The organism is Mesorhizobium album (assembly GCF_033977205.1).
Taxonomy (GTDB): domain Bacteria; phylum Pseudomonadota; class Alphaproteobacteria; order Rhizobiales; family Rhizobiaceae; genus Mesorhizobium; species Mesorhizobium album.
In genome coordinates this window covers 1-12,062 of record NZ_JAVIIW010000084.1, presented here as the reverse complement: position 1 = coordinate 12,062, position 12,062 = coordinate 1, and the positions used below count along the sequence as shown (strand labels likewise).

The window sequence follows — 12,062 nt, the reverse complement described above, 5'->3', positions numbered from 1 at the left end:
AAACTGTCGAGCCGTTCGAATATGCCAAGGACGATCTCATCCGCCGCGTTCAGCAGCATGGCTTCGTCTCCATTCTCGGCCGAACCATACGCTTGTGCCGGGCCTTCGCCGAAAGTCCGTCGCTTTCCGCCCCACCGCCACCGACGGCGTCTTCGACGCCTGGTTCAGACATCAGAAAATAGAAACCATCGACCTCAACACCTTGGCTCGATAGCATGCAAAACTGTTCGCGATGTCCTCGCACACCTGTTCGCGATGTCCCCGGTCCAAACAAGGGGGAGCAGGGAACGGCTCCGCACCCTACTGCGTCAGCACGGTCTCCGACGGCCGGCGGTTGAAGTCGCACTTGCCGGTGGTGGTGTAGAAGAAGTCGGCATTGCTGACATCGGCCGGCACCGGGCTGCCGCCGTCCTCCCAGGCCTGGTAGCCGGCCTGGCCGCAGGGCACGGCGCCGAAGATGTCGACCGTCTGGCCGGTCGCGACCTCGGGCATATTCGTCTGGCTGGTGCCGATATAGAGCCGGTTCGAGGTGGTGGCATCGTCCGACCGCAGCGTCGTCGGATTGCCCGAAGGCACCTTCATCTCCAGATAAAGCTTGTCCATCTGGCTGACGTCGATCACCGCGCCGGAGCCGTTGGCGGGGTAGAATGTGTCGGCGCAGGTCGTGGCGTACTTCTTCCCATTGCTGTCGGTCTGGGTGATCGTGCCGGCGGCCAGATTGTTGAAGTTGCCGACCGTCTTGGTCGTGCAAGCCTGCTGCTGGACCACCGTGCTGGTGGAGCCGTTGATGGTGCTCACCGTGGTCGTGCCGTAGCCCTTCGGGTCGCCATAGCCATTGTAGTTGTATGTAATCGTCATCAGCGGCTTGGGGGTGGTTTCGCCGAACTTGGTGCCGTAGAGCGTCATGGTCTTGTTCCACCAGCCCGACACTTTCGTCACCTTGAAGGTGGATTGCACCAGCGCCGGCGTCTTGCGCACCGAGGAGCCGACGCCGACATTGACCGTGTCGATCCGGGCGATCTGCATGAAATTGGTCGGCATCGGATAGGCCGCCGTGGCGGTGAAGGTCGCCGTCCCGTCGGCCGCCACGTTGACGCCGGTGAGCGTCGCCGTGCCCTGCCCGCTATTGGCGACATAGGCCTGCTGCAGCGCCGTCTGCCGGTCGCCTTGCGAGGTCGTCGTCGGCAGCGTGGTGATCGAGATGATCGCTGCATCGAGCGCGTTCTGCATGTTGCTGCGGGTCGTCACCGCCGAGGTGTAGTCGACGGAAAAGCCGACCGCGAGCAGGATAGGGATCGTCGCCATCACCATCACCGGCATCAACGAGCCGCTTTCCGAGCGGACGAAATCCCTTGCGGACCTGAACATTCCCCAACCCCCGAAACGCCGCCAGCGCGGCCTGCCTTCTACCCAAGGTGGAGCTATGCCCCAAATGGGTGCATAAATGTTTAAGCGGTTTTGAGTGTTCGGAGGCCTCCCCCTTCTCCCCTTGTGGGAGAAGGTGGATCGGCGCGCAGCGCCGAGACGGATGAGGGGTGTTCCAGGGATTACCGACGTCTCATTTCTTCGAGCACCCCTCATCCGTCGCCTTCGGCGACACCTTCTCCCGCAAGGGGAGAAGGCAAAGGCCTCTACCCCCGCCGCTTGCCCCTTAAACCCGCCCCTGCTAAAGCGCGCCGCATGACGACCCCGCTCGACCACATCCGCAATTTCTCCATCGTCGCCCATATCGACCATGGCAAATCCACGCTTGCCGACCGGCTGATCCAGCTCACCGGCGCGCTGGAGGAGCGCGACATGAAGGAGCAGGTGCTGGACTCGATGGACATCGAGCGCGAGCGCGGCATCACCATCAAGGCCCAGACCGTTCGGCTCAACTACCGAGCCAAAAACGGTGAGGACTATGTTCTGAACCTCATCGACACGCCCGGCCATGTCGACTTCGCCTATGAAGTGTCGCGTTCGCTCGCCGCCTGCGAGGGCTCGCTGCTGGTGGTGGACGCGTCTCAAGGCGTCGAGGCGCAGACGCTCGCCAATGTCTACCAGGCCATCGACAACAACCACGAGATCGTCGTGGTGCTGAACAAGGTGGACCTGCCGGCGGCCGAGCCCGAGCGCATCCGCGAGCAGGTGGAGGAGGTGATCGGCCTCGACGCCTCCAACGCCGTGCTGATCTCGGCCAAGACCGGTTTGGGCGTGCCGGATGTGCTGGAGGCGATCGTCCACCAGCTGCCGCCGCCGCGCGAGGGCGACATCGCCGCCCCGCTGAAAGCCATGCTGGTCGACAGCTGGTACGACGCCTATCTCGGCGTCATCGTGCTGGTGCGCATCATCGACGGCGTGATGAAGAAGGGCCAGACCATCCGCATGATGGGCACCGGCGCAAAGTATCTCGTCGAGCGCACCGGCGTCTTCAAGCCGGCCCGCGTCAATGTCGACGAGCTCGGCCCCGGCGAGTTCGGCTTCTTCACCGGCTCGATCAAGGAAGTGGCCGACACCCGCGTCGGCGACACCATCACCGAGGACCGCCGCCCGACGGCTAAGGCGCTGCCCGGCTTCAAGCCGGCGCAGCCGGTGGTGTTTTGCGGCCTGTTCCCGGTCGACGCCGCCGATTTCGAGGATCTGCGCGCCGCCGTCGGCAAGCTGCGCCTCAACGACGCCTCCTTCTCCTTTGAAATGGAGACCTCCGCCGCGCTCGGCTTCGGCTTCCGCTGCGGCTTCCTGGGGCTCTTGCACCTGGAAATCATCCAGGAGCGGCTGGAGCGCGAGTTCAATCTCGACCTCATCGCCACCGCGCCGTCCGTCGTCTACCGCATGAACCTCATCGACGGCACGACCAAGGAATTGCACAACCCTGCCGACATGCCCGACGTCGTCAAGATCGATTCGATCGAGGAGCCGTGGATCCGCGCCACCATCCTCACCCCCGACGACTATCTCGGCGGGATTCTAAAACTCTGCCAGGACAGGCGCGGCATCCAGGCCGACCTTTCCTATGTCGGCAAGCGCGCCATGCTCACTTACGACCTGCCGCTCAACGAGGTCGTCTTCGATTTCTACGATCGGCTGAAGTCGATCTCCAAGGGCTACGCCTCCTTCGACTATCACCTGACCAACTATCGCGAGGGCGACCTGGTGAAGATGTCGATCCTGGTCAATGACGAGCCGGTCGACGCTCTATCCATGCTGGTGCACCGCTCGGCCGCCGAAAAGCGCGGCCGCGCCATGTGCGAGAAGCTGAAGGAGCTGATCCCGCAGCACCTGTTCAAGATCCCGATCCAGGCCGCGATAGGCGGCCGCATCATCGCCCGCGAGACCGTCTCCGCGCTGCGCAAGGACGTCACCGCCAAATGCTACGGCGGCGACGTGACCCGCAAGCGCAAGCTGCTCGACAAGCAGAAAGAGGGCAAGAAGCGGATGCGCCAGTTCGGCAAAGTGGATATCCCGCAGGAGGCGTTTATTCAGGCGCTGAAGATGGGGGATTGAACGACCGGTTGGGGCGCTATGCCCGCGCCCAGGGATGACCGGACCTAGCCTTCAGAGAAGTAGTGGTTCACTTCCAAGAGCATTTCACAGAATTCTGCGTCCAGATCAGAAATGTGAAACTCATCCAGAACCTGAAATAGCGAGACGGATACTCCAAATTTGTCGTCGAGTACCCGGTTGAACGACGAAAAGAAGTCCTTTCCGGAAACTCGGTATCTAAATCCCTGTGTGACCCAATCTCTATCGAACTCTTCTTTCGCCATCTTCAAAACTGTTTTTGTATCTCGCGAGTCTCGCTTTAGCTGGTAGTATTTACTTGTAAAAGACTGGACGTTGATCAGCGCATCATCGTGCAATTCAAGCGATATTGAAGCTAGCGCCCCGTCAACCCAAGCATCGTCTATCGATTTCTCCTTTTTTCTGGCCGCTTTTTGCACCGCCTTGATGATCGCCTCGCGAGAAATGACGTAATTTTCGATCTCCTTGCGCCGAAGAACACGACAAAAAATCCCAGACGTTCGCAACTTCTGCTCATGCCCTTCGATTTCCTCCAGACATCGATAGTCTCTATCGAAAATCGCAGCAATTTTTGGTTGAATTCCAAACAACTCTTGAAACGCCCAAGGCAAATTACCGACCCGAGGCCATTGTTCATATCCACCTATCTTCAGAAGCATGGTGTCAGGGTCGCTAAATATCCCATCAGGGATAAGCATCTGCTCGAATCGGCGATAGATGGAGCGATCATTGCCTTCGAAGGCTATTATTCTTTTGGCCCTGGATAACCGAGCAAAATCAGCATTTTCGGAGGAGCCTAGCAGCGCATGAGCGCTTCTATAGCCCTCCTCCGTTGTGATCCTCTTTCCGGTTTGGAATTCCGATCTCACGAGGACCACGTCGCCCGAATTCGCCTCTTTCATGATCTCAGCTGAATGAGTAGCAAGAAAGATCTGCGAGAATCTCTTTTTTGCAATGCTGTAGAGTTTCCTTTGAAGGTCGGCGTGTAGGTACACATCCGGTTCATCCAAAACGAGGATGTCTCCTCCCGATCCTCGGAGGAAATGAGTCATGATTTGCATCCACGCCTGAAATCCAAAGCCGGATAAGTAGATTTCGCGCGGGTGCCCATTCTCGACGTATACCATCTCCAATGTCGACGGCACTCCGACGACTACCTTTGGCCTGTGAACCTCGATGCCTTTTCAATTGCCCTCTACCAAGGCAGAAAACTCCTGGAAGTCGCTGTGATTTTTTTGCCGCCAAATATTTCTAAAGTTCCTAGCCGCAAGCCGAGTATGTTCCACGCTTCTCACATAATCGGGATCGTTTGGCTTCTCGGTCTCTTCGAATTGACCCAGCGTCGGCACAACGATTATTGCTTCTGGAAAGCACTCCTTAAAATAGGTCTTCGAACGCTTCGCTCTGGCGTCGGATTGAATAAAAACGGTCGGTTGGCGATCAACGTTTAGGATCAAATGAAGAACAGATCCATTATCGTGATAAATAGAAACCTTGACATCCTCTTCGGAGTCATTAGTTGGTATGTTCGCTATCGGCAGGCAGAAATTTTTGTTGGTCATTTCGTACGTAGCACAGACCCCGTAAGGATTCTGAGTTTTTATTACTGGAAGCCGATATTCGGCATACCGCGCAACGTCAGCGAACAGACGTAGCGCATCTAGGACCGAGGATTTGCCAGCATTGTTAGGGCCAACAAAGATATTGCGTTCTTTGCAGGTGACACGAAATTTCGTGTGTTTTCTAAAGTTTTCAAACTCGATTCGCCGTAGAATCTATGCCTCCCCTCACCGAACAATTGACCTGACGGTCTACACGATTTTTTGGTGAGTCGTAACGGCGCATTCGGGTTCTTCGAAGTTCTGCAGCAGACCGATCGGGCGTCCTCCAAGGCCTGGAATCCCTCCTGATCGCGGCAATCTTAGCGTTCCGCGTGCCTTACGATTGGAGAATACCTCGCCCCGGAGTATCCTCTTCCCAGCTTGGGGAGACGTTACATGCGCTCCACTCTGGAAACCGTCGCAGCGATCGGCCTCGCCATCGGCGGCGCTTTCGGGCTTGCCGGTACCTTCGTCGCGAGCGACGCGTTGCGCGAGACGCTCTGGACCATCGACGGCGTGGCGATCGTCGTGGCAGTGGCGCTGCTCACCATGAAATACCAGCGGCTGGGCAATGATCTCGTCGCGGCCGGCTTCCTCACCTTCCTTGCCGGCGAAAGCCTGCTTCTGGCCGGCAATGCGGCGGGCCTGCAGGCCAGCGTGCCGTCCTATGTCGGCGGCATTGCGCTCTGGGCGGCGGGGCTCACCATGGTCAGCGCGCAAAGCACTTTCGCGCTCTGGATGCGGCTCACCGCTTTGGTGTCGGCCCTGCTCTTCGTCGTCTCGGCGGCGATGATCCTGTGGGGCGCGCCGCTGCTGCCCACCTCGTCGCCGCTGCCGGCGATCGGCTATCCGTTCCTGGTCTTCACCTTCATAGGCTGGATCTGGACGCTGCTGAAATCGGAACCGTGAGCGGGGCGGACATGGCCGCGCCGCTCGAAATCCGCAACAGCCCCACCGGCAAGATTTTTCCGGCCTTCGGGCCGTTCCTGATCGGCGGCATCTTCGCCTTCGGCGCGCTGCAGGGTGTCGCCTCGGGCGCCGATGGTGGGCATGTGCTGTGGATCGCGCTGCTCAGCGTCGCCCTCTTGGGGCTCGGCTTCTTCATCGCGCGCGGCGCCTTCGACACTTCTGTCAAGGTGACCCTGAACAGCCAAGGCTTCCGCGATGCTCGCGCCGGCGACGTGCTCGTGCCGTGGGAGAAGGTGCAGAGCGTGCGCCTCGCGTCCGGCGGCAAGGGCGCGGCGATGCTCAATTTCGAGCTGACCGAAGAGCCGCCCGACGCAATCAAATATTCGGCCGCCAATGCATTCGGGATAATGCCCTTCGGCAAGACCACCGTGCACATGGAGATCTCCTCGCTCGACGTGCGCGGGCAGGAGATAGTGGATGCGGTGAAAGAGTTCGCTCCGCATGTGGTGGTGCGGCGCTGAGTCTTCCTTCCCCCCTTGTGGGGGAAGGTGGATCGGCGCGTAGCGCCGAGACGGATGAGCGTGTTGGACGGAGCTCCGACAACGGCTAGTTTCGCTCCATGCCCCATCAGCCTGTAGCCCCAACCAAACGGGATTTCGCTCGCCGGATGCGCCGCGAGTCGACGGAAGCAGAGAGCCGCCTGTGGCAGGAGTTGCGCGGCCGCCGTCTCGACAACATCAAGTTCCGTCGGCAGTGGGCAGATTCATTGCCGATTTCGTCTGCGCCGAGGCTCGGCTGGTCGTCGAAATCGATGGCAGCCAACATGCGGACTCGCCAAGGAGCGCGACGGCGAACTGAAGGCGAGAGGCTTTCGTGTGCTGCGTTTCTGGAACGACGACGTTTTGAGGGACTTGAACGGGGTCTGCGATACCATCATCGCTTATGTGCGGGACGAAAATCTGCAGCCTCGGCGATCATGCCGATGGGCGAATTTGCCAAGCTGGAACACCCTCATCCGTCTCGGCGCTGCGCGCCGAGCCACCTTCCCCCACAGGGGGAAGGGGAGGTCGCGCCGCTTGCCCACCCGTGCTCTACTCCCTCGGGGGACCTCACCATGATTCGCGCTTTGCTCGCCTTCCTTCTCCTCACCACGCCGGCCTTCGCCGCCGACATGTCGGTCTTCGTCCGCAACCAGCGCTCCGACGGCGTGGCGCTGGAGCTGTTCAGCCGTGACAGCGAAAAAGTCTGGCCGGGCGGCGACAAGGTTTTCCTCATCCGGCCCAAGGCGCGCAAATCGGTGCCGATCTCTTGCGATAACGGCGAGCATATCTGCTGGGGCGCCTGGGTGAACGGCAACGATTCCGTCACCGCCGGCGTCGGCCCCGACAACGACCAGCCCTGCGACACCTGCTGCTTCATCTGCGTGGAGCATTCGACCGAGACGGTGGACCTGGCGGAGTAGGGCCTCTCCTTCTCCCCTTGTGGGAGAAGGTGGCCGCGAAGCGGCCGGATGAGGGGTGCTGGACAAGGTGAGACGCCGGCGATTTGGCACGATGCGGCGCTGATGGCGAACGCCTTTGCCAAGCTGGAACACCCCTCATCCGTCTCGGCGCTGCGCGCCGATCCACCTTCTCCCACAAGGGGAGAAGGCGAGGTCGCGCCAATCGCCCCCAAAATTCAGTCAGAGACATCGGCCGGCGCCTCTTCTGCGCTCTTGGCCGCCATGCGATGATCCCGCAATCGGGCCGTGGGGACCGATTCGACCTCGGGGGTTCTCATGTCTTTCACCATCGCGCGCCGCGTCGCTGCGCTCTCGCTCGCCGTCATCGTCTCATCCGCCGCGCATGCCGGCGACATCACCTTCCAGATCAAGAACAGCCATCCCAACGCCATGCGCCTCGAGCTCTACAGCCAGGATCGCGACTATGTCTGGCCAGGCAATGGCAAGGATTTCTATCTCGACGACGGCGAGACCAAGCAACTGCCGATCTCCTGCGAGGACGGCGAGAAGATCTGCTACGGCGCCTGGGTCGACGGCGACGAGGAGACTTATTGGGGCGTCGGCCCCAACAACAAGGAAAACTGCGAGGACTGCTGCTACACCTGCAGCGGCGGCCAGACCGAGGAGATCAATCTGGTGGAGTAGGGGCCTGCGCCTATCTCTCCCCTTGTGGGAGAGAAAGCGATTTCAACATCTTAGCCGAAGGCTAAGTGTTAGAAATCGCAAGTGAGGGGAAAAAGCGCCTACGAAGAAGTACAGGTCTCCGCGCCCTACGAAATCCCCTCTCTTGCATTTTCCAAGCACTTGCTCGGGGACAAGCCCGGTCGCAAATGCAGGAAAATGCTTTCTCCCCCACAAGGGGGGAGATCGGGCGCCACAAGGGGAGAAGGGGAGCTGTGCTCCCGGCCAGCTTGACGCCCTTCGCACCGCCGCCCTAGCCTCTCCTCAACCCACCCACAGGAGAGTACCCATGGCAGGCACGGTCGAAGGCGAGAAGGTCGATGTTTCCTTCAACGGCAAGCGCTGCATCCATTCGCGCAATTGCGTGCTCGGCAATCCGCATGTCTTCGTGCCCAATGCCAAGGGCGAGTGGATCCATCCCGATGCGGCGAGCGTCGAGAAGGTCGTGGCGCTGGCCGAGAACTGCCCGTCGGGCGCCATCACTTACGCCAGGAAGGACAGCGGGCCGCAGGAACAGCCGCCGGTGGTCAACACGGTGCGCGTGCGCGAGAACGGCCCGCTGGCGGTCCATGCCGAGATCGTGCTGAACGGCGAGACCTTCCATCGCGCCACGCTCTGCCGCTGCGGCCTGTCGCAGAACAAGCCGTTCTGCGACAACAGCCACATCAAGGCCGGCTTTTCCGCCACCGGCGAGCCGCCGCTGAAGGAAGCGCAGGTGCTCGAGGTGCGCGACGGCCCGCTTGACGTGACGCCCACCGCCAACGGCCCGCTCAAGCTCGAAGGCAATGCCGAGATCGTCACCGGCACGGGGCATACCATCGCCCGCACGACGAAGGTCTTCCTCTGCCGCTGCGGCCACTCGGCCAACAAGCCGTTTTGCGATGGATCGCATAAAAAGATCGGCTTCGTGGCATGACAGGCGGCGCGCCGGCGTTAGTTTAGGATGAGGTTTGCGTTCAGGAGGAATCCATCATGCGCACCATGCTCGTTCTTGCCCTGCTTGCCTTTGCCATGCCCGCCTACGCCGCCAATCACGCGGTGCAGATCAAGGGCATGAAATTCCACCCGGCCAAGATCAGTGTCGCCGTTGGCGACACCGTCACCTTCACCAACGCCGATGCCATGACGCACACCGCCACGGCGGACGACGGTTCCTTCGACACCGGCCAACTCGCCAAGGGCAAGGGCGCCAAGGTCAAGATCGCCAAAGCCGGCGCGCATGCCTTCCATTGCGCGATCCACAGCTCGATGACGGGCACCGTCACGGCGAAGTAGGAGGCACCGACGGCGGAGCGCCAATCTCCCCCCTTGTGGGGGAGATCAGATGTCATCGGCGCTTTCGCGACTCGCCAGCGTTGCAGGAGGTGCGCCAGCGCTGAAGCTGCAAATCTCCCTCCTTGAGGGGGAGATGGCCGGCAGGCCAGAGGGGGTCGTCTCACATAGAGCGCCGACGCCCTCTGACGTCGCACAAGGCGCTGGCGCTCTACGCGCAGCGACCCCCTCTGTCGCCTCCGGCGACATCTCCCCCTCAAGGGGGGAGATTACCTGGCCCATCCCTCCCTTCTTTATCCGCCAGCCTGTATCGGCTAAGGGCGGGGCAAGAAATTCTGCCCGGACCTTTCCATGACCGCCAAGCAATCCCCTCTCTTCCTCGGCATCGACACCGGCGGCACCTACACCGATGCCGTGCTGTGGTCGGAGGAGGGCGGACCGAAAGGCAAGGTGCTGGCCAAGGCCAAGGCGCTGACCACCAGGCACGATCTCGCCGTCGGCATTTCCGGCGCGGTCGACGCGGTGCTGGAGAAGGCCGGCACCGATCCGGCGGCGATCAAGCTTGTCTCGATGTCCACCACTTTGGCCACCAATGCGCTGGTCGAGGGCCAGGGCGGGCGCGTGGCGCTGGTCATGATCGGCTTTTCCGAGGCAGACCTCGCCCGCGACGGGCTGAAGACGGCGCTGGGGACCGATCCCGTGGTGTTCTGCCCCGGCGGCCATGACGTGCACGGCAATGCGGCAAAACTCGACCTTTCCGGCCTTGAGGTCGCACTTCCCGAGCTTGGCGGCTCGGTTTCGGGCTTTGCCGTCTGCGCCTATTTCGCCACCCGCAACCCGGCGCATGAGCTCGCCGCCCGCGCGCTGATCCGCGAGAAGACCGGCCTGCCGGTCACCGCCAGCCACGAATTGTCGGCCAAGCTCGGCGGCCCGCGCCGCGCGCTGACCACGCTGCTCAATGCCCGCCTGATCTCGATGATCGACCGGCTGGTGGCGGCGACCGAAGGCTTTCTTGGCCATCGCGGCATCGCCGCGCCCCTGATGGTGGTGCGCGGCGACGGCGCGCTGGTCTCGGCGGCGTTTGCCCGCCAGCGGCCGATCGAGACCATTCTGTCCGGCCCGGCCGCCAGCCTGGTCGGCGCCCGCCACATGACCGGGCTCGACGACGCCATGGTGTCGGACATCGGTGGCACCACAACGGATGTCGCCGTTCTGGATAGCGGCAGGCCGCGGCTCGATCCAGAAGGCGCCACCGTCGGCGGTTTCCGCACCATGGTCGAAGCCGTCGCCATGCGCACCTTCGGCCTCGGCGGCGACTCGGAAGTGGCGCTGGAAGATGGCGCGCTCACCCCGAAAATCCTGCTCGGGCCGCGCCGTCTGGTGCCGCTGGCGCTGGCCGGCATGGCGCATGGCGAGGCCGTCACCACCGAGCTGGAGCGGCAGCTGCGCGCGCCGAATCCCGGCCGCATGGATGGGCGCTTCGCCGTGCGCACCGGCGTGCCGGACAGGCTCGCCGCGGGGCTGACCGCGCCGGAAGCAAAGCTCTACGAGGCGATCGGCGCCACTCCGCTGGCGCTCGACCGCCTGCTCACCTCCAACGCCCAGAACGCCACGCTGAACCGGCTCGTGGCGCGGGGGCTGGTGCACATCTGCGGCTTCACGCCGTCAGACGCCGCCCATGTGCTTGGCAAGCAGGCCAACTGGGATGCCGCCGCCGCCCGCCTCGGCGCCGAGCTCTTCGCCCGCCGCCGCGACGGCCGCGGTCAGGCGATCGCGGCGACGCCGGAAGCGATCGCCGAACGCGTGCTGACCACGCTGACCCGCTGGTCGGCCGAATACATCCTCGAAACCGCCTTCGCCGAGGACGGGCTGGATGGCGCGGCCACCGTCGCGCACGCGCTGGTGCAGCGCGCGGTCGACGCGCATCCCGGCATCGCCCGCTTCAGCGTCGCGCTCGACCGCCCGGTCATCGGCCTCGGCGCCTCGGCGCCGCTGCATTATGCCGGCCTGCCGCCGCTGATCGGCAATGGCTGCATCGTGCCGGAGGACACCGACGTCGCCAATGCGCTCGGCGCCGTGGTCGGCCAGGTGCGAGTCTCGGCCGAGGCCCGTGTCAGCCAGCCGAGGGAAGGCCTCTTCCGCCTGGCATCGGGGCAAACGGTGCGCGACTTCACCGACGAGGCGGCGGCGATTGCGGCAGCGGAAGTTGATGTGCGGGCGATCGTTGCCGAACGCGCCAGGGACGCCGGCACCGACAGCGCCGAGATCGACGTCTCCACCGAATTCCGCGTCTCCACCGTCGAGGACCAGCGCATGTTCATCGAAGCGCATGTGGTGGCGGTGGCGTCGGGAAGGCCGCGGATTGCGGTGTAGGGCAGTCTCACCCCTTGAGGGGGAGATGTCGCCGAAGGCGACAGAGGGGGTCGCCTCGCGTAGAGCGCCAGCCTTCATCTGCCGCACTAGGTCGAGCCCAGTCGAACCGCCCCCCCTCATATGATGAGTTGAAGGTCAAGGGGGTTGTGGCGCCATTTTGTGATCCTTTGTGTTGTCGACGGTATCCAGTTGCGCCCATTGTCAGTACCGGCAGGCCACGC

12 protein-coding genes and 1 pseudogene are annotated in these 12,062 nt (G+C 62.4%); 10 read left to right on the top strand and 3 right to left on the bottom strand.

Going from position 1 to position 12,062, the window contains the following annotated elements; all coding sequences use genetic code 11:
- Window positions 1-94 precede the first annotated feature (94 nt).
- Window positions 95-214, top strand: coding sequence for a hypothetical protein (locus RFN28_RS35045; RefSeq protein ID WP_502572790.1), 120 nt, complete (start codon window positions 95-97; stop codon window positions 212-214).
- Window positions 215-300: 86 nt separating this feature from the next.
- Here the strand turns inward: RFN28_RS35045 and RFN28_RS33755 are convergent, their stop codons facing one another.
- Window positions 301-1,368: a TadE/TadG family type IV pilus assembly protein gene (locus RFN28_RS33755; protein ID WP_320291467.1), complete on the bottom strand. Its 1,068-nt coding sequence runs from the start codon at window positions 1,366-1,368 to the stop codon at window positions 301-303.
- A gap of 312 nt (window positions 1,369-1,680) precedes the next feature.
- On the opposite strand from RFN28_RS33755, the gene lepA reads away from it, so the two are divergent.
- Window positions 1,681-3,486, top strand: a complete 1,806-nt coding sequence (lepA, locus tag RFN28_RS33750; protein WP_320291466.1) for a translation elongation factor 4 — start codon at window positions 1,681-1,683, stop codon at window positions 3,484-3,486.
- Between the two features lie 44 nt (window positions 3,487-3,530).
- Here the strand turns inward: lepA and RFN28_RS33745 are convergent, their stop codons facing one another.
- Both RFN28_RS33745 and RFN28_RS33740 read right to left on the bottom strand, forming a co-directional pair.
- Window positions 3,531-4,631, bottom strand: coding sequence for an AAA family ATPase (locus RFN28_RS33745; RefSeq protein ID WP_320291465.1), 1,101 nt, complete (start codon window positions 4,629-4,631; stop codon window positions 3,531-3,533).
- A 57-nt stretch (window positions 4,632-4,688) separates the two neighbouring features.
- Window positions 4,689-5,267: an AAA family ATPase gene (locus RFN28_RS33740; protein ID WP_320291469.1), complete on the bottom strand. Its 579-nt coding sequence runs from the start codon at window positions 5,265-5,267 to the stop codon at window positions 4,689-4,691.
- Window positions 5,268-5,501: 234 nt separating this feature from the next.
- On the opposite strand from RFN28_RS33740, the gene RFN28_RS33735 reads away from it, so the two are divergent.
- The 8 genes and pseudogenes from RFN28_RS33735 (at window position 5,502) to RFN28_RS33700 (ending at window position 11,841) form a co-directional block, all read left to right on the top strand.
- Complete coding sequence (locus RFN28_RS33735) at window positions 5,502-6,014, top strand: hypothetical protein (RefSeq protein WP_320291464.1); 513 nt, start codon at window positions 5,502-5,504, stop codon at window positions 6,012-6,014.
- Complete coding sequence (locus tag RFN28_RS33730) at window positions 6,011-6,535, top strand: hypothetical protein (RefSeq protein WP_320291463.1); 525 nt, start codon at window positions 6,011-6,013, stop codon at window positions 6,533-6,535. Before RFN28_RS33735 ends, RFN28_RS33730 begins: the two co-directional genes overlap by 4 nt.
- 98 nt (window positions 6,536-6,633) lie before the next feature.
- Window positions 6,634-6,982 (top strand): annotated as a pseudogene (locus tag RFN28_RS33725) (endonuclease domain-containing protein); the annotation flags it as partial.
- Window positions 6,983-7,128: 146 nt separating this feature from the next.
- Window positions 7,129-7,476 (top strand): hypothetical protein, encoded by a 348-nt coding sequence (locus tag RFN28_RS33720; protein ID WP_320291462.1) that lies wholly within the window; start codon window positions 7,129-7,131, stop codon window positions 7,474-7,476.
- Between the two features lie 315 nt (window positions 7,477-7,791).
- Entirely contained in the window at window positions 7,792-8,160 is a 369-nt protein-coding gene (locus RFN28_RS33715; RefSeq protein WP_320291461.1) for a hypothetical protein, read from the top strand.
- Window positions 8,161-8,485: 325 nt separating this feature from the next.
- Complete coding sequence (locus tag RFN28_RS33710; protein WP_320291460.1) at window positions 8,486-9,112, top strand: CDGSH iron-sulfur domain-containing protein; 627 nt, start codon at window positions 8,486-8,488, stop codon at window positions 9,110-9,112.
- A 56-nt stretch (window positions 9,113-9,168) separates the two neighbouring features.
- The gene (locus tag RFN28_RS33705; RefSeq protein WP_320291459.1) at window positions 9,169-9,471 is read left to right on the top strand and encodes a cupredoxin domain-containing protein; all 303 of its coding nucleotides are present in this window, start codon (window positions 9,169-9,171) and stop codon (window positions 9,469-9,471) included.
- A gap of 348 nt (window positions 9,472-9,819) precedes the next feature.
- The gene (locus tag RFN28_RS33700) at window positions 9,820-11,841 is read left to right on the top strand and encodes a hydantoinase/oxoprolinase N-terminal domain-containing protein (RefSeq protein WP_320291458.1); all 2,022 of its coding nucleotides are present in this window, start codon (window positions 9,820-9,822) and stop codon (window positions 11,839-11,841) included.
- Window positions 11,842-12,062: the final 221 nt, after the last annotated feature.

What these genes read in the sequence shown, in the direction of transcription:
- RFN28_RS33735 (WP_320291464.1), top strand. Translation starts at nt 5,502, where the DNA reads ATGCGCTCCACTCTGGAAACCGTCGCAGCGATCGGCCTCGCCATCGGC.
- RFN28_RS33700 (WP_320291458.1), top strand. Translation starts at nt 9,820, where the DNA reads ATGACCGCCAAGCAATCCCCTCTCTTCCTCGGCATCGACACCGGCGGC.
- RFN28_RS33755 (WP_320291467.1), bottom strand. Translation starts at nt 1,368, where the DNA reads ATGTTCAGGTCCGCAAGGGATTTCGTCCGCTCGGAAAGCGGCTCGTTG.
- RFN28_RS33705 (WP_320291459.1), top strand. Translation starts at nt 9,169, where the DNA reads ATGCGCACCATGCTCGTTCTTGCCCTGCTTGCCTTTGCCATGCCCGCC.
- lepA (WP_320291466.1), top strand. Translation starts at nt 1,681, where the DNA reads ATGACGACCCCGCTCGACCACATCCGCAATTTCTCCATCGTCGCCCAT.
- RFN28_RS33745 (WP_320291465.1), bottom strand. Translation starts at nt 4,631, where the DNA reads ATGGTATACGTCGAGAATGGGCACCCGCGCGAAATCTACTTATCCGGC.
- RFN28_RS33710 (WP_320291460.1), top strand. Translation starts at nt 8,486, where the DNA reads ATGGCAGGCACGGTCGAAGGCGAGAAGGTCGATGTTTCCTTCAACGGC.
- RFN28_RS33720 (WP_320291462.1), top strand. Translation starts at nt 7,129, where the DNA reads ATGATTCGCGCTTTGCTCGCCTTCCTTCTCCTCACCACGCCGGCCTTC.
- RFN28_RS33715 (WP_320291461.1), top strand. Translation starts at nt 7,792, where the DNA reads ATGTCTTTCACCATCGCGCGCCGCGTCGCTGCGCTCTCGCTCGCCGTC.